The 17,637-nt window shown below is 66.2% G+C and carries 19 protein-coding genes; 7 read left to right on the top strand and 12 right to left on the bottom strand.

From position 1 onward, the window contains the following. Window positions 1-53: 53 nt before the first annotated feature. On the bottom strand, window positions 54-1,436 hold the full coding sequence (locus tag ACNEOT_RS12120) for a phosphomannomutase/phosphoglucomutase (protein WP_415974284.1): 1,383 nt from the start codon (window positions 1,434-1,436) through the stop codon (window positions 54-56). 190 nt (window positions 1,437-1,626) lie between these two features. Beyond that, window positions 1,627-2,037 carry a DUF3499 domain-containing protein gene (locus tag ACNEOT_RS12115; protein ID WP_415974283.1) on the bottom strand — a complete coding sequence of 137 codons (411 nt, stop codon included), beginning with the start codon at window positions 2,035-2,037 and terminating at the stop codon, window positions 1,627-1,629. 72 nt (window positions 2,038-2,109) lie between these two features. Here ACNEOT_RS12115 and ACNEOT_RS12110 point away from each other — a divergent pair, with 72 nt between their 5' ends. Next, entirely contained in the window at window positions 2,110-2,589 is a 480-nt protein-coding gene (locus ACNEOT_RS12110) for a metallopeptidase family protein (RefSeq protein ID WP_415974282.1), read from the top strand. A gap of 42 nt (window positions 2,590-2,631) precedes the next feature. On the opposite strand, the gene ACNEOT_RS12105 is transcribed toward ACNEOT_RS12110, so the two are convergent. Next, window positions 2,632-2,865, bottom strand: a complete 234-nt coding sequence (locus tag ACNEOT_RS12105) for a WhiB family transcriptional regulator (protein ID WP_027496498.1) — start codon at window positions 2,863-2,865, stop codon at window positions 2,632-2,634. Between the two features lie 716 nt (window positions 2,866-3,581). Between ACNEOT_RS12105 and cofD the strand changes: the two genes are divergently transcribed. From cofD to ACNEOT_RS12090, 3 genes are read left to right on the top strand one after another with little or no spacing between them, the layout of a single operon-like run. Next, window positions 3,582-4,571: a 2-phospho-L-lactate transferase gene (gene cofD / locus ACNEOT_RS12100; protein ID WP_415974281.1), complete on the top strand. Its 990-nt coding sequence runs from the start codon at window positions 3,582-3,584 to the stop codon at window positions 4,569-4,571. After that, entirely contained in the window at window positions 4,568-5,938 is a 1,371-nt protein-coding gene (locus tag ACNEOT_RS12095; RefSeq protein WP_415974280.1) for a coenzyme F420-0:L-glutamate ligase, read from the top strand. Before cofD ends, ACNEOT_RS12095 begins: the two co-directional genes overlap by 4 nt. 3 nt (window positions 5,939-5,941) lie before the next feature. Then, window positions 5,942-6,490: an NUDIX hydrolase gene (locus ACNEOT_RS12090; protein WP_415974279.1), complete on the top strand. Its 549-nt coding sequence runs from the start codon at window positions 5,942-5,944 to the stop codon at window positions 6,488-6,490. Between the two features lie 27 nt (window positions 6,491-6,517). On the opposite strand, the gene ACNEOT_RS12085 is transcribed toward ACNEOT_RS12090, so the two are convergent. The 3 genes from ACNEOT_RS12085 to rfbD are packed head-to-tail and all read right to left on the bottom strand — an operon-like array spanning window position 6,518 to window position 9,402. Next, window positions 6,518-7,612: a sugar phosphate nucleotidyltransferase gene (locus ACNEOT_RS12085; RefSeq protein WP_415974278.1), complete on the bottom strand. Its 1,095-nt coding sequence runs from the start codon at window positions 7,610-7,612 to the stop codon at window positions 6,518-6,520. After that, complete coding sequence (locus tag ACNEOT_RS12080; protein ID WP_415974277.1) at window positions 7,602-8,513, bottom strand: glycosyltransferase; 912 nt, start codon at window positions 8,511-8,513, stop codon at window positions 7,602-7,604. Before ACNEOT_RS12080 ends, ACNEOT_RS12085 begins: the two co-directional genes overlap by 11 nt. 34 nt (window positions 8,514-8,547) lie before the next feature. Further along, a complete protein-coding gene (gene rfbD, locus ACNEOT_RS12075) occupies window positions 8,548-9,402 on the bottom strand; it encodes a dTDP-4-dehydrorhamnose reductase (protein WP_415974276.1) in 855 nt (284 codons plus the stop codon). 463 nt (window positions 9,403-9,865) lie between these two features. Here rfbD and ACNEOT_RS12070 point away from each other — a divergent pair, with 463 nt between their 5' ends. Beyond that, on the top strand, window positions 9,866-11,290 hold the full coding sequence (locus ACNEOT_RS12070) for an LCP family protein (RefSeq protein ID WP_415975109.1): 1,425 nt from the start codon (window positions 9,866-9,868) through the stop codon (window positions 11,288-11,290). 58 nt (window positions 11,291-11,348) lie between these two features. Continuing rightward, window positions 11,349-12,065 (top strand): TIGR03089 family protein, encoded by a 717-nt coding sequence (locus tag ACNEOT_RS12065; protein ID WP_415974275.1) that lies wholly within the window; start codon window positions 11,349-11,351, stop codon window positions 12,063-12,065. A gap of 24 nt (window positions 12,066-12,089) precedes the next feature. Here the strand turns inward: ACNEOT_RS12065 and ACNEOT_RS12060 are convergent, their stop codons facing one another. Genes ACNEOT_RS12060 through ACNEOT_RS12050 form a run of 3 tightly spaced genes read right to left on the bottom strand, consistent with a single transcriptional unit; the run spans window position 12,090 to window position 14,243 of the window. Then, the gene (locus ACNEOT_RS12060; protein ID WP_415974274.1) at window positions 12,090-12,479 is read right to left on the bottom strand and encodes a hypothetical protein; all 390 of its coding nucleotides are present in this window, start codon (window positions 12,477-12,479) and stop codon (window positions 12,090-12,092) included. Further along, a complete protein-coding gene (purE, locus tag ACNEOT_RS12055) occupies window positions 12,476-12,997 on the bottom strand; it encodes a 5-(carboxyamino)imidazole ribonucleotide mutase (RefSeq protein ID WP_415974273.1) in 522 nt (173 codons plus the stop codon). The genes ACNEOT_RS12060 and purE overlap by 4 nt, the downstream gene beginning before the upstream one ends. Further along, complete coding sequence (locus ACNEOT_RS12050) at window positions 12,990-14,243, bottom strand: 5-(carboxyamino)imidazole ribonucleotide synthase (protein WP_415974272.1); 1,254 nt, start codon at window positions 14,241-14,243, stop codon at window positions 12,990-12,992. The genes purE and ACNEOT_RS12050 overlap by 8 nt, the downstream gene beginning before the upstream one ends. A gap of 147 nt (window positions 14,244-14,390) precedes the next feature. Here ACNEOT_RS12050 and ACNEOT_RS12045 point away from each other — a divergent pair, with 147 nt between their 5' ends. Then, window positions 14,391-14,939, top strand: coding sequence for a GtrA family protein (locus ACNEOT_RS12045; protein WP_415974271.1), 549 nt, complete (start codon window positions 14,391-14,393; stop codon window positions 14,937-14,939). Window positions 14,940-14,943: 4 nt separating this feature from the next. Here ACNEOT_RS12045 and ACNEOT_RS12040 read toward each other — a convergent pair whose 3' ends face one another. Genes ACNEOT_RS12040 through ACNEOT_RS12030 form a run of 3 tightly spaced genes read right to left on the bottom strand, consistent with a single transcriptional unit; the run spans window position 14,944 to window position 17,589 of the window. Then, window positions 14,944-16,263 (bottom strand): sensor histidine kinase, encoded by a 1,320-nt coding sequence (locus ACNEOT_RS12040; protein ID WP_415974269.1) that lies wholly within the window; start codon window positions 16,261-16,263, stop codon window positions 14,944-14,946. A gap of 6 nt (window positions 16,264-16,269) precedes the next feature. Next, the gene (locus ACNEOT_RS12035) at window positions 16,270-16,950 is read right to left on the bottom strand and encodes a response regulator transcription factor (RefSeq protein ID WP_037190266.1); all 681 of its coding nucleotides are present in this window, start codon (window positions 16,948-16,950) and stop codon (window positions 16,270-16,272) included. Window positions 16,951-16,989: 39 nt separating this feature from the next. Next, complete coding sequence (locus ACNEOT_RS12030) at window positions 16,990-17,589, bottom strand: PH domain-containing protein (RefSeq protein WP_415974268.1); 600 nt, start codon at window positions 17,587-17,589, stop codon at window positions 16,990-16,992. Between the last annotated feature and the right edge of the window lie 48 nt (window positions 17,590-17,637).

Raw genomic sequence — 17,637 nt, 5'->3', positions numbered from 1 at the left:
TACGTCACCCGCTCGAAACGTCTGTATACCCACTCATGAACCTGTGGTAACCACTATTCCAGTCCGGCGCGAACGATGCTCAATATCTCCGACGAAATCGCATCGACGGCCGCACCGGTCCGCGCTTCCACGTTCAGCCGCAGCAGCGGTTCGGTGTTGGATGCCCGCAAGTTGAACCAGGCACCGTCGGCCAGATCGACCGTGACCCCGTCGAGTCGGTCGATTCCTGCCGTCCGATCGGCAAACGCTGCGAGCACGGCCTCGGTTCGTTCGGCTGCGTCGGCGACGGTCGAGTTGATCTCACCCGAGGCGCTGTAGGTCTCGTACTCGGCCATCATCTCCGACAGAGGTCGATCCTGCGCACCGAGCGCAGCGAGGACATGCAGCGCGGCGAGCATTCCGGAGTCTGCACCCCAGAAATCACGGAAGTAGTAATGGGCAGAGTGCTCGCCGCCGAAAATCGCTCCGGTGTCGGCCATCTGCTGCTTGATGAAGGAGTGACCCACTCGGGTACGAACCGGGGTGCCGCCGAGCTCGGTGACCAGTTCCGGAACGGCGCGCGAAGTGATCAGATTGTGGATGACCACCGCGCCCGGCTCCTTGGCCAGTTCGCGCTCGGCCACCAGGCAGGTGACTGCGGACGGCGAGACCGGATCGCCCTTCTCGTCGACGACGAAGCACCGATCCGCATCACCGTCGAATGCGAGCCCGATATCGGCTCCGGTCTCGACGACGAAACGCTGCAGATCCACCAGGTTCGCCGGGTCGAGTGGATTGGCCTCGTGATTGGGGAAGCTGCCGTCGAGCTCGAAGAACAGCGGCTCGATCGTCACCGGCAGCGGCCCGAACACTGCAGGCACCGTATGCCCGCCCATTCCGTTGCCTGCATCGACGGCGATCTTCATGGAACCGATTCCCGAGAGGTCGACCAGATCTCGGACGAACTGCGCGTACTCCCCGAGCACGTCGCGCGACGTCGCCGTCCCGGACGGTCCGTCGAACTCCGGTACCCCGTCCACCAATTCGGTCTTGACCGTCGCCAAGCCCGTGTCCTGTCCCACTGGTTTCGCGCCGGCGCGGCAGAGCTTGATCCCGTTGTATTTCGCAGGATTGTGGCTGGCGGTGAACATCGCGCCCGGGCATTCGAGCATGCCCGAGGCGAAGTAGAGCTGATCGGTCGACGCCAGGCCGATGTGCACCACGTCGAGACCTTGCGCGGTGACTCCGTCCGCGAACGCCCGGGACAGGGCGGGCGACGAATCTCGCATGTCGTGGCCGATCACCACCGATCGCGCGGCTCCTGCCTCGTCGCGAACCAGTCGCGCGAAAGACGCACCGACGTCACGCACGAACGCCTCGTCTATCTGCTCACCTACGACGCCACGGACGTCGTAGGCCTTGATGACGGCGTTGACGGACTCTGCGGTTCGGGCCACGAAGATTCTCCTGGTGATTCTTACGACGCCGCACATCGGCGTCGAACATCGAGCGTCGGTAGCGGTGCGATTCACACCAAGTATCGCCAGACCGGCACTGTCCGTTTCGGTCCTGCTCGCAAGACCTTGCCAGACGACAGTCGCACCGGCCAGTCGGACCGATGCGAACCACATCGAGTGTGCGTGAGACTCAGGACGTGGGGTCTGGAAGCACTCGTAGGTGCCCCCTTCTACCCGTTCTGACGGCCGGGGTCGATCGGCGTTCGGAGTCGGACGGGCGTGACGCCGAACGGTCGTGGCTCTCGCGATCGTCCGAGCGGACGCGATCGCCTCGGCCCGCCTCGCGCACGGCCTCCGCCAAGGCCGTCAGGTCGTCCTCGTCGGGACTCGACGTCGAGTATCCACCCTCGTACCGCACCAGCTCCCAGCCCTTCGGAGCGGTGGTCGTCGACGCGTGCACTTCGCACAGATCCCAGGAATGCGGTTCGTCCACGGTGGCCAGCGGCCCGACGACGGCGGTGGAGTCGGAGTAGACGTATGTGAGCGTCGCAACGGCAGAACGGTTGCAACCAGGCCTGCAGCAGCCACGCAGTGATCTCACGAGTGCAGAGTATCCGGTGGGTGCAACCGACCGAACGACCGACACACCGGACGAGCGCGATAACCTCCCCCCATGCCTCGATTCTCATCCGCGCGCAGGATCACCTCTCGGTCCGTGGCCCGGCACGGCCGCGGCATCCGCGGACCGGTTCTGCCCGAGGACATCCCGGCCCGGCGTTCACGAGCAGAGAAGTTCGACCGGCTGGTGCTCGAAGCATTTGCGCGAATCGACCATCGGTGGCACGAGAAGCTCGCGAAACTCGACATCGCAGTGGACGAAGTACCCAAGATCCGTGCATTGGATCCGGAATCGGTGACGTGGCCACCGGAGGTGGTGGCGGAAGGTCCGGTGCCGCTCTCGCGGTTGGTACCTGCCGGCATCGACAAGCGCGGGGAGACGACACGCGCGCGAGTGGTGCTGTTCAGGCGCCCACTCGAGCGTCGAGCGAAGCACCCGGAGGATCTGGAAGACCTGTTGTTCGAAGTTCTGGTCGAGCAAGTGGCGACGTATCTCGGCATCGACCCCGACGAGGTCGATCCGGCCGGAGAGTGACCGGTCGACCGAAACCCGTCCGACCGGACGGGATCGAGTGGCTCAGCCGATCCCGCGCTTGAGCCGCCGACGTTCCCGCTCGGACAGTCCGCCCCAGATACCGAACCGCTCGTCGTTGGCGAGCGCGTACTCGAGGCACTCATCCTTGACCTCGCAGCCGAGGCAGATGCGCTTGGCCTCGCGGGTGGAGCCCCCCTTTTCGGGGAAGAAGGCCTCGGGGTCGGTCTGAGCGCACAGTGCGCGCTCCTGCCACTGGTCCTCGATCTCCTCGAACATCTCGTCGAATCCTCCGACGAGACTGAGGAACGGCTTGGCCGGTGGTACCGACTCGGCCACGAACGGCATCAGGTCGGCGTCCGATTCCGACTCGAGCTCGACGTCGACGACATCCGTATCGGTGTCGGTCTCGTCTACTGGAGCAACGTACGCAGAACCCGCGTCGATCGTGACGCTCGAATCTGCGCCGATGCCGGACTCGGTTTGCGGCGCGTCGTCGACAGCGCTGAGGTGAGCAGTGGGTCCGCCCCGCTGATCACGTGTCACGTGCTGGTCATACATCGCTTCCGCCTCCTCACCTGTGGTAGCGCAGATACTTTCGGTTCTCGTGTGCTCGAATACCTTGCCCCGCGCCGGTATTCGATCGGATCGACAGTGCCGGCAAACGCGGCGTGCCCACCCGACTCTCGACCTCTACTCGACGTCCACCGGGGAACGAACAGGAAGGGAACGAGTGTTCGAAACCAGGTTCGCCGCAATCGAACTCGTGCTGCGAACACTGAATGACATACCTGTGATTAGACACGTCCAGGTGTGTCGCGGTCAAGCCGATCGCGCAAATCCAATACCATCACATGCCCGAAATCGGCGGTCTCCCCGAATCGGAGCGCGTCCCGTGCGTGTCGCGGCCGTTCTGCCGCTCGGATCCCAGCCCTGCGAACGGTCCGGGTAGGCGCTCACCCCGGCTCGCCACAACCGCACTAGGCTCGCATGTTGTGAAAGTTACTGTTCTGGTCGGTGGTGTCGGTGGCGCTCGGTTCCTCCAGGGTCTCAAATCGCTGTTCGGCGACACCCTGCTCGGCGACGAACCCGAGAACGAGATCACCGCGGTGGTCAACGTCGGCGACGACGTGTGGATGCACGGCCTTCGCATCTGTCCGGACCTCGATACGTGCATGTACACCCTCGGCGGAGGCATCGACACCGATCGCGGCTGGGGCCGCATCGCGGAGACCTGGAACGCTCGCGACGAACTGGCGGCCTACGGTGCCGATCCAGACTGGTTCGGACTCGGCGACCGAGACATCGCCACGCACCTGATCCGCAGCCGCATGCTGCGCACGGGTTTTCCACTGTCCGCCGTCACCGAAGCCCTGTGCAACCGTTGGCAACCCGGAGTGCGGCTCCTACCCGTCACCGACGATCGCTCGGAGACCCACGTGGTCGTCACCGATCCCGAGGACCCGAGCGGTGAGCAGCAGCGCGCAATTCACTTCCAGGAGTGGTGGGTTCGGTACCGCGCACAGATTCCGACCCACAGTTTCGCCAACATCGGGGCCGAACAGGCCTCTCCGGCACCGGGTGTCGTCGAGGCGATCACCCAGGCCGACGCCGTGGTCCTCGCGCCGTCCAATCCGGTGGTGAGCGTCGGCGCAATTCTCGCGGTACCCGGAATCCGCGGGGCGCTTCGCACGACTGCCGCCAAGGTGGTCGGCCTCTCCCCCGTCGTCGACGGAAAGCCGTTGCGCGGCATGGCCGACGAGTGCCTCTCCGTCATCGGTGTCGAGACCACGGCGCAGGCGGTCGGCCGCCACTACGGAAGCCGAAGCGGTACAGGCATTCTCGACGCGTGGCTGGTACACACCACCGACACCGCGGTCGTAAACGGTGTCGACGTGCAGTCCGTTCCGTTGCTGATGACCGACCCCGAGACCACGGCAGTGATGGCGCGAACCGCTCTGCGTGCGGCGGGGCTCGAGCTGTGACCGACCCCCACCCCACCGCGACCGCGCCGGGTGATCACGCCCCCGGCGGGGCGATCGAAATCCTTCCGGTGACCGGCCTGCCCGAATTTCGGCCCGGTGACGACCTGGCCGCGTCGATCGCGGACCGGGCACCCTGGTTGCGAGACGGCGACATCCTGATCGTGACCAGCAAGATCATCTCCAAGGTCGAGGGCCGTCTGGTGCAGGCACCTCGTGATGCGGACGAGCGGGACGCCGCCCGCAGAGTCCTCGTGGACCAGGAAGCCGTGCGCATCGTTGCCCGCAAGGGCCGAACCCTCATCACCGAGAACCGACTCGGCATCGTGCAGGCTGCGTCGGGAATCGACGGATCCAACGTCGACGGTGGCGAGCTGGCGCTGCTGCCCGAGAATCCCGACGCCAGTGCCGCAGCACTTCGCACGGCACTCGGTGCGCTGCTCGGGGTGACGGTGGCCGTGGTCGTCACCGACACCATGGGGCGGGCGTGGCGGATCGGCCAGACCGATGCGGCGATCGGCGCTGCGGGGCTCGCGGTGGTGCACGCGTATGCCGGAGCCGAGGACGGCCAGGGGAACGAGCTCGTCGTCACCGAGGTCGCGATCGCCGACGAGCTCGCTGCTGCAGGCGATCTGGTGAAGGGCAAGCTCGGCGGTGTTCCGATCGCCGTCGTCCGCGGACTGACTCCCGTCGACGACGGTTCCACCGCGGCGACTCTGCTGCGCGGCGGCGAGGACGACCTGTTCTGGCTCGGCACCGCCGAGGCACTCGATCGGGGTCGACGCGAGGCCCTGCTCCGCCGTCGGTCGGTGCGCTCGTTCACAGACGAACCCGTCGATCCCGAATCGATTCGCGGCGCCGTCGCCGATGCCCTCACCGCCCCGGCCCCGCACCACACCCGTCCGGTTCGATTCGTCTGGATCAAGACGCCCGCGGTTCGCCGTCTTCTGCTCGAGACGATGCGTGAGCAGTGGCGAGCCGACCTGGCGGCCGACGGGCTGAGCGAGGAACGCATCGCCGCGCGACTGAGCCGCGGCGACATCCTGTTCGAGGCACCGGAGATCGTGATCCCGTTCTGCGTTCCCGACGGTGCGCACTCGTACCCCGACGAGAGGCGTCGAGCCGCGGAGGACACGATGTTCACCGTGGCGGTCGGTGCTGCCGTCCAGGGTTTGCTGGTCGCCCTCGCGGTACGCGATCTCGGCAGCTGCTGGATCGGTTCGACCATCTTCGCCGCCGAGACCGTGCGCGCCGAACTCGGCCTGCGCGCGGATTGGAAAGCCATGGGAGCCATTGCAATCGGGCACCCGAGCGAGCCACTGACCGTACGGGATCCGGTGGTGCCCGGATCCTCGCTCCTGGAGGTCTGAGGCGTGTCGGCGTCCTCCCTCTGGCATTCGACGGCAATGACACTCGACCGATGGGCACCGTCCGATTCGGCGGACGAGTCGCTCCGGCACACCATGCTGGCGTTCCTCGACAGCAACCAGGATGCCTGTCTGCGTGCCAACGAGGCAGGCCACTTCACCGCGTCCTCGTTGGTGCTCGATGCGTCGGGAACCCATGTATTGCTGACGCTGCATCCCAAGGTCGTTCGGTGGATTCAACTCGGCGGCCACTGCGAACCGACCGACGACACCGTGGTCGACGCGGCGTTACGCGAGGCCACCGAGGAATCCGGAATCGCCGATCTGACAGTGGATCCGGTCCTGCTCTCGGCACACACGCACCCGATCACCTGCTCGCTCGGTAAGCCGACACGGCACCTCGACCTGAGGTTTCTGGTGCGTGCGCCGGACGGTGCGCGAGCGGTACGCAGCGACGAATCGACGGATCTGCGTTGGTGGCCGGTCGACGCATTGCCCGACGACGCCGAGCACGAGACGATCGATCACCTCGTCGCGCTTGCCGCGCTTCGCTGATCGATCGCCCCATCGGGCGCCGTGACGTCAGACGTCGGTCGAGAAGCGCACGCCGCCGTCGGGCAGTTTGACCCCGGGCCACACGCGCGCACCGCGGAGCAACTCACAGCGAGCACCGATGTCGGCTCCGTCGCCGATGACCGCGTCGCGTACCAGGGCGCGAGGTCCGATGCGAGCGCCGAAACCGAGGATCGATCGCTCGACCACGGCCCCCGCCTCGACGATCGCGCCGTCGAACACGACGGCACCGTCGAGGCGTGCACCTGCGCCGATCTCGGCTCCGCGGCCCACGACGGTTCCACCGATCAGCAATGCACCGGGGGCAACTCCGGCACCCGGATGAACCAGCGATTCGCCCCGATCACCGTGCAAGGCAGGCGACGGCGCAATGCCGCGAACCAGATCGGCCGAGCCCTTGACGAAATCTTCCGGTGTTCCCATGTCACGCCAGTACGCACTGTCGACATGTCCGTAGACCCTCTTGTCCTCGGCGAGCAAGGCGGGGAACACCTCTCGCTCCACCGACACCGGTCGGTCGGACGGAATGGATTCGATGATCTCGCGCTTGAAGACGTAGCAGCCCGCGTTGATCTGATCGGTCGGCGGATCCTGGGTCTTTTCGAGAAACGCTGTCACTCGGCCGGATTCGTCGGTCGGAACGCAACCGAAAGCGCGCGGATCACCGACGCGAACCAGATGCAACGTCACATCGGCCTCGGTCGTTCGGTGCGTGTCCAGGACTGCGGTCAGATCGGTGCCGCCCAGGACATCACCGTTGAAGACCATGACGTTCTCTGCGCGCAGACGCGGCAGAACGTTCCTGATGCCTCCACCGGTGCCCATCGGCTCGTCCTCGAACACGTACTCGAGTTCGATACCGAGTGAGGATCCGTCTCCGAAATGCTGCTCGAACACTTCGGCTTTGAACGACGTGCCGAGTACGACGTGCTCGATGCCCGCGGCCTTGATGCGCGCCAGCAGGTGGGTCAGGAACGGCAGCCCTGCGGTGGGAAGCATCGGCTTGGGGGCCGAGAGCGTCAACGGCCTGAGCCGAGTTCCCTTGCCGCCGACCAGGATGACTGCATCGGTGCGTGCGGCGACCGATGGGGAACTATCCGACATGTCCAGCCTCTGTTCTCTCGTCCGATTCTCGTCCGTCAACTGCTCGCGCCCGAAGCGCCGAGGCCACAACGATCTTCGAGCGAAGACCGAGACCGAAGCGCAGAGCCAATCGTAAGGGAGCCTGCCACGTTCGGGGGTGCCGATCGGCCTGGAAGCGGTATGCACTGGTGTGATGTGCGGGCAACATCACTTCCGGATGCCGTCCTGCTGCATGGCCTTTCGAGTGGGTGACCTCGACGCCGGGAACGTAGACGTTGTGCCAGCCTGCTCTGCCGAGCCGGTCGCCCAGATCCACGTCCTCCATGTACATGAAGTATCGCGAGTCGAATCCGCCGATCGAGTCGAACGCCGAACGCCGAAGCAACAGGCAGGATCCGGACAGCCACCCCACCGGTCGCTCGCTCACCGTCTCGTTCTCCTGGCGATACCGCTGGGTCCACGGGTTCTTCGGCCAGAGCTTGCCCAACACCGCGTGGCCTGCACCGGATGTCAGATCGGGCACCGACCGTGCCGATGGGTACCGCGAGCCGTCGGGCTCGCGGATGAGAGGCCCGAGGGCACCCGCCCGTGGCCACCGCGCCGCTGCGTCGAGGAGGCCGTCGAGAGACCCGGGATGCCACCGCACATCGGGATTGGCCACGACGACGAATTCGACGGCGGGATCGATCTCGGCCACCGCACGATTGACGGCTGCGCCGTAGCCGATGTTCGCGCCGGTACGCAGCAACTCCGCCTCCTCGAACGCGACCTCGGCTGCCTCGGGCGTCCCGTCGACCGAGCCGTTGTCGGCCATGATCACCCGAAGCGGACGCGTCGTCGCCTCACGCAGAGACGTCAGGAATTGATCAAGGTATTCGCCGGGCGAATAGGTCACCGTCACCACGGCCAGCTCGGAACTCACGCGGGCAAGACTAGCCCGAGCCCGCGTCGAACCCTCATGTCGACTGCGCCAAGGCTGCGCTCAATGCGTCCGACCACGGCCGCGCCGGGGTCAGGCCGGCCTCGGCCCACGCTGTCGACGAGAGCACCGAATATGCAGGCCGAGGTGCGGCAGCGACGTAGTCGGCGCTCGAACAGGGCTTCACTCGCTCGGCATCGGCACCGATGTGCGTGAACACCGCTCGAGCGAGTTCGAACCAACTGGCCTGCCCGGCGTTGGTGAAGTGCAGTGTCCGTCCGAGCACGGCGGGATCGGCTTCGATCTCGAGCAGGCCCGCCGCCAGGTCGAGGGCGAACGTGGGCGAACCGATCTGATCGCTCACCACCGAGACCGTCTCGCGCTCGCCCTCGAGCCGGCGCATCGTGGTCACGAAGTTCTTGCCCGAGTTGTCGTACACCCATGCCGTCCGCACGACCACGGCGTCGGCCAGCTCCTCGTACACGGCGAGCTCACCGGCACGCTTGGTCCGCCCGTACGCCGACCGCGGCGCGGTCTTCGCGTCGACCTCGTACGGTTCGGTCGCTGTGCCGTCGAACACATAATCGGTGGAGACGTGGATCAACCGGGCTCCGACACGCCCGCAGGCACGCGCGAGATTTCGCGGGCCGTCCGCGTTGACGGCCAGCGCCCGCGCCTCGTCCGTCTCGGCGGCATCGACGGCGGTGTACGCAGCACAGTTGATCACCGTCGCTCCCGCACCGACCGCGGCCGCGACCGCGTCCGGGTCGGTGATGTCCAGGTCGGCGGACGAATATGCGGTCACCTCGACACCGTCACCCCGTTCGGCGGCAAGAGAGACCACCCTGCGGCCCAACTGGCCGTGTGCACCGGTCACCACGATCGCATTCACGGTTGCCAAGTGTGGCACGCCGCGTTCGCTTCGGCGAGGCAACGACCGGCGACCAGTAACCTTCGAACGACGGGGGAGAACAACGAAGCGGGCGGGTGTTTCAGGCCGGCCGAACACGAGAGAGGGTCGTCGAGTGCCACGAGATTCAGGCACGCCCGGAGGTGAGCGCACTCCCCCGCCGAGGCGGCGCGTTCCCCGTTCCACCGACGGTCCCGACACGCGCGCCGCGCGCCGCCCCCGCGATCCCGAGGGACGCGCGGCTCATCGATACGGTGACGACGACGAGCGCGGGGACCGCCGCTCGGGAGACCGTGGACAGCGCACTCGCAGTGACGCCACCGGCCGCTCGCGCCGAGCGGCGCAAAGTAGCCCTCGCGTCCGCGTCGAGCACACGGATTCCGAGGGCCGATCACCTCGCGCGGGTGGCAGCACCCGTTGGCCTGCGACACACGTCGCGGTCGCAGTGCTGTCGGTACTCGTTCTCCTGGTGACCGGTTTCGCGTGGCGCAGCGTCGACAGCCTGCGGTCCAACATCGCTACGGCCGGCGGTCTCGGTCTCGGCGGCGCGGCGGACGGTGCCGTCGACATTCTGATGGTCGGTACCGACAGCCGCACCGACGCCCACGGCAAAGCACTCTCACCCGAGGAGCTGGCGTCCCTCAACGCCGGTGAGGAGGTGGCGTCGAACACCGACACGATCGTGCTGATTCGCGTCCCGAACGACGGTTCGTCGGCCACCGCGATTTCGGTCCCGCGAGATTCGTACGTCGAGGTTCCCGGCATCGGCATGTCCAAGATCAACGCTGCATACGGCGCGACCAAGGAGAACAAGCGCCTCGAACTGGTCGAGCAGGGGGTGTCGGACGCCGATGCCGAGTCCCAGGCCACCGAGGCCGGCCGTGAGGCTCTCATCGATTCGGTCGCCAACCTCACCGGGATCACCGTCGATCACTATGCCGAGGTGGGACTGCTCGGTTTCGTGCTGCTCACCGATGCCGTCGGCGGTGTCGAGGTGTGCCTGAACAATCCTGTGCAAGAACCTCTGTCGGGTGCGAACTTCCCGGCGGGCGAGCAGAAGCTTGCCGGTTCGCAGGCCCTGAGTTTCGTTCGACAGCGGCACGATCTTCCCCGCGGAGACCTGGACCGCATCGTGCGCCAGCAGGTGTTCATGGCCTCGCTCGTGCGCAGTGTGCTCAGTGCCAAGACGCTGAGCAATCCCAGCAAGCTCGGCCAACTCAGCACGGCCGTACAGCGATCGGTGACGCTCGATTCCGACTGGGACATTCTGCAGTTCGCCACTCGCCTGCAGGATCTCGCGGGCGGCAAGGTCAAGTTCGAGACCATCCCCGCAGTCGATATCAATGCGACGACCGACTACGGCGAATCGATCGTGCAGGTGGACCCGGCTGCGGTGAAGAAGTACGTCGCAGGTTTGCTCGGTGACGGCGATTCGGCCGAGACCGACGTCGAGAACTCGGAAGCACCGAAGGTCGATCCATCCACGGTGACTGTGGACGTCGCAAACGACAGCGGGATCGACGGTCTGGCCAACGGTGTCGCCGGTTCGCTCGCGGCATCGGGATACGTCGGCGGCACCGTCGGAAACTACGAGGGAACATCCGTCTCCACGAGCCGCATCGAGTCCGCGGACGTCGACAGTGATGCTGCGCGCGCCGTCTCGGCGGCCCTGGGCAATCTGCAGATCACAGTCGACGAATCACTGCCTGCGAACACCGTTCGCGTGGTGCTGGCGAACGACTACGCCGGGCCCGGTTCCGGCCAGTCCGCGACGGCGGAAACCATCGCTCCCGAGACGAATACCACGGTGCCCGAGGCCCCGGTAGCGCCGATCGACGCCGGCTCCACCGGTCCCATGTGCGTCAACTGAACGGCACCGCTCACGGCGTGTGGCCGGGCGTCATCGACCGTCGTCTAGGGTTCGTGACGTGGCCTCGAATCTGACACAGACTCTGCTCGACCCGATTCTCGCCGCTGATCCGGCCGGTCCGCGCATCACGTTCTACGACGACGCGACCGGCGAGCGGGTGGAGGTATCGGCGGTGACGCTCGCGAACTGGGCGGCCAAGACCGCCAATCTTCTGCGCGACGAGTTCGCATTCGAGGTGGGCGGCAAGGTGAGTGTGCTGCTGCCCGCGCACTGGCAGACGGCCGCCGCACTGCTGGGGATCTGGTGGGCGGGTGGCGAGGTGGTCCTGGGAGTCGACGACAGCGCCGATGTGGCGATGGTACCGGCAGACCGCCTCGACGAGTCCCCGGACGTCGACGAGGTGCTGGCATTCTCACTGGACGCATTCGGGAAGGCAGTCCCCGATCTGCCGATCGGGATGACCGACTACGCGACGTCGGTGCGTGTGCACGGCGACCAGTTCAGGGTCGCTGGTTCCGGGAGCGGAGCCGCGGCGTTGGACGGGCGTTCGGTAAACGAGGTCCTCGGTGCCGCACGTGAGCGGGCCGACGGCCGTTCGCTGGCGGCCTCGGACCGGGTGATGTCGAGTGCGTCCTGGACCGACGCGGACCAGTTGATCGACGGTCTGCTGTCGGTTCTCGTCGTCGGTGCGTCACTGGTTCAGGTGGCCAATCCCGACGAGACGAAGCTCGATCACCGCAGAGACGCAGAGAAGGTCACCGCGACCCTTGCCTGACCGTGTCGGCCGGGGCAACGTTGTTCAGTCGGGCTGCCGATAGCCGCCGTCGGCGAGACCAGCCTCGATTTCGTACTTGTTGGCCGGGCCCCGATGCCGCGCTTCCTCGGCGAGATAACGGAACGGGAAGGTCAGCCCGAAACGAGCCCACTGGTCGGCATGCACGGCCTCGTGGCGCAGCACCCGACGTGCGGTGTTGCCCTTAGTCAAGTAGGCACCACCGAATGTCGTTCCGCCACGGCCGAATCCGCCGCGCAGTCCCGTGCACACGAAAATCGAGAACTCGTCGTCGAAGCTCGGGGTACCGCGCCACAGACGGGCATAGAGCAACGCCAGCCGGGTGACGAACTCGGCCTGCCGACTGCTGCGACCCGCGCGCTCGATCTGCTCGCGCCGCGACACGGTTCCGGTCACCCGAGCAGGGTCGTGCGCAGCGCCTTGTCCTTCTCCAGCACCATTGCCTCGAGCGAGGCCTGAAAGGCCGACATCCGCTGCTGCAGAGCCGGATCGGACGCACCCAGAATCCGGACCGCAAGCAATCCTGCGTTGCGAGCACCACCGATGGAGACCGTTGCCACCGGAACACCCGCCGGCATCTGGACGATCGAGAGCAGCGAGTCCATACCGTCGAGATACTTCAGCGGTACCGGAACGCCGATCACCGGCAGTGGCGTCGCCGACGCCACCATCCCGGGCAAGTGCGCCGCTCCCCCGGCACCGGCGATGATCACCCGGATCCCTCGGCCTGCAGCGTCGCGGGCGTAGTCGAGCATTCGCTGCGGGGTGCGGTGCGCCGAGACCACTCCGACCTCGAAGCGAATACCGAACTCCGCCAACGCTTCTGCTGCGGCTTCCATCGTCGGCCAGTCGGAGTCGCTGCCCATGATGAGGCCCACGGCAGGACTGGATGTCGAGGTGGTGTTGTCAGTCATCGTGCGGATCCCATCCGTCGGTCCATTCGGCGTGCGACATCCAGTGGGCTGCGCGCTCGGCTCGCTCGCGCACCGAGGCCACGTAGGCAGGATCGGCGAGCGAACCCGATTGCGCGCCGAGAATGTTGACGTGGCCGATCTTGCGATCCTTGCGTTCGCCCTTGCCGTACAGGTGCACCTTCGCGTCGGGCATGCGGGCGAACAGGTGGTGCAGTCGCTCGTCCATCGTCATCTCGGGTGCCTCGGGTGCGCCCAGGATGTTCGCCATCACCGTCAACGGAGCGAGAGGGTCGGTATCACCGAGCGGGTAGTCCAACACTGCGCGCAGGTGTTGCTCGAATTGCGAGGTGCGGCACCCGTCCATGGTCCAGTGACCGGAGTTGTGCGGACGCATCGCGAGTTCGTTCACCAAGAGCTTGCCCGAGGTGGTCTCGAACAGTTCGACTGCCAGATCTCCCACGACGCCGAGCGCGCCTGCGATGTCGAGTGCAAGCCTGCCTGCGAACGTGGCGACGTCCTCGTCGAGATCGGGAGCCGGTGCCAGCACCACGGCGCACTGGCCGTTGCGCTGCACGGTCTGCACCACGGGCCATGCCGCTCCCTGACCGAACGGCGATCGGGCGACCATCGCCGACAGCTCGCGGCGCATGGCGACCTTCTCCTCCACCATGAGCGGAACACCGCGGTCGAGTTGCGCCGTGACGATCTCTTCGGCTTCCTCGGCGTCGGCAGGCATCCATACTCCGCGCCCGTCGTAGCCGCCGCGGACTGCCTTGAGCACCACCGGCCACCCGTGCTCGTCTCCGAAGGCAATCGCGTCCTGCGCCCAGGACACCTCTGCGTAGGCGGGTCCGGGAGCTCCGAGCTCGGCCAGCTTGCGACGCATGCGCAGTTTGTCCTGCGCGAAGATCAACGCACTCGGCGGCGGCTGTACGTTCACGCCTTCCGCCACGAGGGTTTCCAGGTGCTCGGTAGGCACCTGCTCGTGGTCGAAGGTCAGCGCAATGGAACCGGTCGCGGCGGTGCGCAGCGCATCGAGGTCGTCGTGGTGACCGAAGACGACATCGGGGCTCACCTGAGCTGCCGGCTCGTCGGCACCCGCGGCCAGGACGCGAAGCGTCTGGCCGAGCTCGATCGCGGATTGATGGGTCATTCGGGCGAGCTGACCACCGCCGATCATGGTCACCACGGGCATTCCGGTCGACGACGGTCGCGCAGTACTGGGGCGCGGTTCGGTACCTGTCACGGCTCACCATGGTGTCATGTCGGGCGCGCTCGGTCCGAACCGGAGTCTCGCTCGGAGGGCCACATACTGGACGGGGACCTGTGGAAACCCTGATGATCGGAGCCTCGGTTCGGCGAATCGGGGGTGTATTTCGTAGACTTCACCGTTGTGCCGACGATCGACAGCGTGCTTCATCGCTTACCCACGCCCATCCGGGATCTTGCGATTCGGCACAGCGAGCTGATCAAGTTCGCCATCGTGGGTGGTACGACGATGGTCTTCGACCTCGTCATCTTCTACTCGCTGAGCCTGACGGTGCTCGAGCACAAGCCGGTGATCGCCAAGATCATCTCGGGCGTTCTCGCCACCCTGCTGAGCTACTTCCTCAACCGCGAGTGGGCCTTCAAGCATCGTGGCGGACACGAGCGGCACCACGAGGCCCTGCTCTTCTTCGCGATCAGCGGCATCGGCGTGCTCATCGCGGCCGGACCCCTGTGGATCGCGAACAACGTCTTCGACATTCGCGACACCAGTCAATCGCTCACGACGGTGGTCGTCATCGACTTCGTCCTCAACTACATCATCGGCAACCTGCTGCAGATGGCGTTCCGGTTCTGGGCATTACGCCGCTTCGCGTTTCCCGAGGACGCGCGCACGATCTTGGAAGTGGACGCCGAGCGCGACGAGGACCCGACCGGGGCACTCGACCAACCCTGAGACGTCAGCGCGGTTCGCGGCGAGGCAGAGCAGGCGACGGTTCACGCCACGCCGGTAGGAACACCGAGAAGAGTGCGGGGCGGCGTCGCTGCAGTTCCAGCCTTCCGCCGTCCGCCTCGATCAACGCACGGGCCAGTGCGAGTCCGACGCCGGTGGAGCCGGCACCGGAGAATCCGCGGTCGAAGATGTGCGGCGCGAGTTCGTTGCTCACCCCGGGTCCGGTGTCGGAGACCTCGACGCACACCAGCCGTTCACGGCGTCGTTCGGTGCTCTCCACGGCCGAGACGGCCCGCACTGCCACCGTGCACGCCCCATCTCCGTGGACCAGAGAATTGTCGATCAGCACCGATACGGCTTCGCGTAGACGCGACCCTGTCACCGACGCCTTCAGATCCACGTCACCCCTGATCACCAGGGTTCGACCCACGTCCTCGAAGTTTCGCTGCCACTCGACGACGACGCCGTTCAGTTCCTCGACAACCGAGACCTCATGGGCATCGGCAGCCCCGTCACTGCGGGACGATCGAACGAGTTCGTCGATGGCCAGGGTCAGTCGGTCGACCTGATCCATCGCCTCGTTGGCCTCGTCGACCACCGCCGGGTCCGGGTGCGTGGAGATTTCGTCCAGGCGTAGGCGGACGGCGGTCAGGCGGCTGCGCAGTTGATGCGAGACATCGGCGACCAACGTGTGTTCTCGCTGCAGCCGGCCTGCGATCTCGACGGTGGCCGAGTCCAGGACCTCCGAGACCCGATCGAGCTCTGCGATGCCGTGCCGTCGTGGATCAGGCCTGAAGTCGCCCTCGGCCAATCGTGCAGCCCGCCGCGCCACGTCCTGCAGTGGGTCGGCCAGCCGCTTGGCTGTCACGACGGCCACGACGGTGCCCGCCATCGCGGATGCGAGGACGACGAGAGTCACTGCTCCGAGTGCCTGGCGTTGGAGCGAACGCATGTCGTCGGACGGCACTTCGAGTCGAAGCGAACCCGAGGTCCCCATCGACAGTGACTCCACGAGCGGCCGAGGCACGAAGGACTGACCGATGTCTGCGCGTGACGCCGCGTCCTCGGGGGTCGGGTAGATGACCACCAGCCGGCCACCCTGTGGGATGGCCAGCCGGAGTGAGCCGATATCGAGTTGGCCCTCGATCAGCCCGGCCGACCCCTCCTGCGAGATGATCTCCGCTGCCATCCGATCCAGGCGTGCCTGCAGGTCGTTACGCGTGAAATCCTCGACCCACAGCCAGGCGGTGTACATCAGAGGTAATCCGAGCAGCAATGCCGTCATGACGACGACAGCGAGAATCGAGACGAGAATCCGACGTCGCATGGACGACTAGTCGCTGTTGATGCGGAATCCGACGCCGCGCACCGTTGCGATACGACGCTCGGCCACGGGTCCCTCGTCGCCGATCTTGCGACGCAGCCAGGACATGTGCATGTCGAGAGTCTTGGATCCCCGCAACTCCGCGTCGCCCCAGACCTCTCGCAGGATCACCTCGCGTGAGACGACTTGGCCGGCGTGGTCGAGAAGGACCTTGAGCAGCTCGTATTCCTTGTTGGCAAGAGATATCTCGGTGCCGCCGACCAGGACGCGTCGGGCAGCGGGTTCGAGGCGAATGGCACCGACCTCGATCGGAGAATCCTCCCCTGCGCCGCGGCGGCGGAGCAGCGCGCGCACGCGGGCCATCAGCTCGGCGAGCCGAAAGGGCTTGCCGACGTAGTCATCGGCACCGGCGTCCAGTCCCACGACGAAATCGACCTCGTCGGTTCGTGCGGTGAGCATGAGGACGGCCACCTCGGATCGGTTGGCGCGCACCTGTCGGCACACTTCGAGTCCGTCCATCCCGGGCAGGCCCAGGTCGAGGATCAGCAGGTCGAACTTTCCGTCCAGCGCGCGCTGAAGGGTTGCGGGGCCGGTCTGTTCGACGGTCACCGTGTACCCCTCGCGCCCGAGAGCGCGGGAGAGGGGCGCAGCGATGGCTTCGTCGTCTTCGGCAAGCAGCACGTCGGTCACATCGGTCACCCTACGGTTCGAAGGTGAGAACAGCCTGTGTTACTTGCGTTTCCCAGCGCGCCAACCGGGCTTGGACTCCGTATCGGAATCCTCGGCCGTCGGCTCGAACGCCGCCTGCCGGCCGTGCACCGATTCGCGACGGTATTCCATCGAGTCGAATACCTGCTGGTAGAGCAGGGAATGGACGCGTTGCACATGCGGAATGTCGTCGAACTCGAGTGGGTCGTCCGAAGCCGAGGCGATGATGAGTGTCCCGGTCCCCAACATCCGATCGATCAGCCCGTGTCGAAATTGCACGTTGCTGATTCGGCTCATCGGAATGTCGATGCCGGAGTGGGTGAGCACGCCCTGCCGAATCAACACTCGCCGATCGGTGACGATGAAATGGGTGCACTTCCAGCTGATCAGAGGCACCAGGCACCGCCATACGACGATCGCCGCCCACAGCACGACTGTCGCGATCGTGGCCACGTTCGCAGCCGACGAGTCCAGCCGTGCACTTGCGACGCCGAGGGCGACGCCTGCCACGCCCGTGACGAGCACGAACGTGATCGACGGCAGAACCAGCATCTTCCAGTGCGGGTGATGATGAAGCAGGAGCTCTTCCTCATCGGCCAACGCGTCCTGTGGATAACCCACCGTGCACTCCTGACTACTCGCTACCGCCGCCGCCGCCGAAGAGCGGTC

Origin of the sequence: Rhodococcus sp. 077-4, from assembly GCF_047782425.1 — a bacterium.
Taxonomy (GTDB): domain Bacteria; phylum Actinomycetota; class Actinomycetes; order Mycobacteriales; family Mycobacteriaceae; genus Rhodococcoides.
The sequence above is the reverse complement of the archived record's forward strand: the minus strand, read 5'-3'. Positions and strand labels throughout refer to the sequence as shown.

Excerpts from the sequence above, each read along its gene's own strand:
- purE (WP_415974273.1), bottom strand. The coding sequence starts at position 12,997 with ATGACTGACAACACCACCTCGACATCCAGTCCTGCCGTGGGCCTCATC.
- ACNEOT_RS12110 (WP_415974282.1), top strand. The coding sequence starts at position 2,110 with ATGCCTCGATTCTCATCCGCGCGCAGGATCACCTCTCGGTCCGTGGCC.
- ACNEOT_RS12040 (WP_415974269.1), bottom strand. The coding sequence starts at position 16,263 with ATGCGACGTCGGATTCTCGTCTCGATTCTCGCTGTCGTCGTCATGACG.
- ACNEOT_RS12105 (WP_027496498.1), bottom strand. The coding sequence starts at position 2,865 with ATGTTCGAGGAGATCGAGGACCAGTGGCAGGAGCGCGCACTGTGCGCT.
- ACNEOT_RS12085 (WP_415974278.1), bottom strand. The coding sequence starts at position 7,612 with ATGTCGGATAGTTCCCCATCGGTCGCCGCACGCACCGATGCAGTCATC.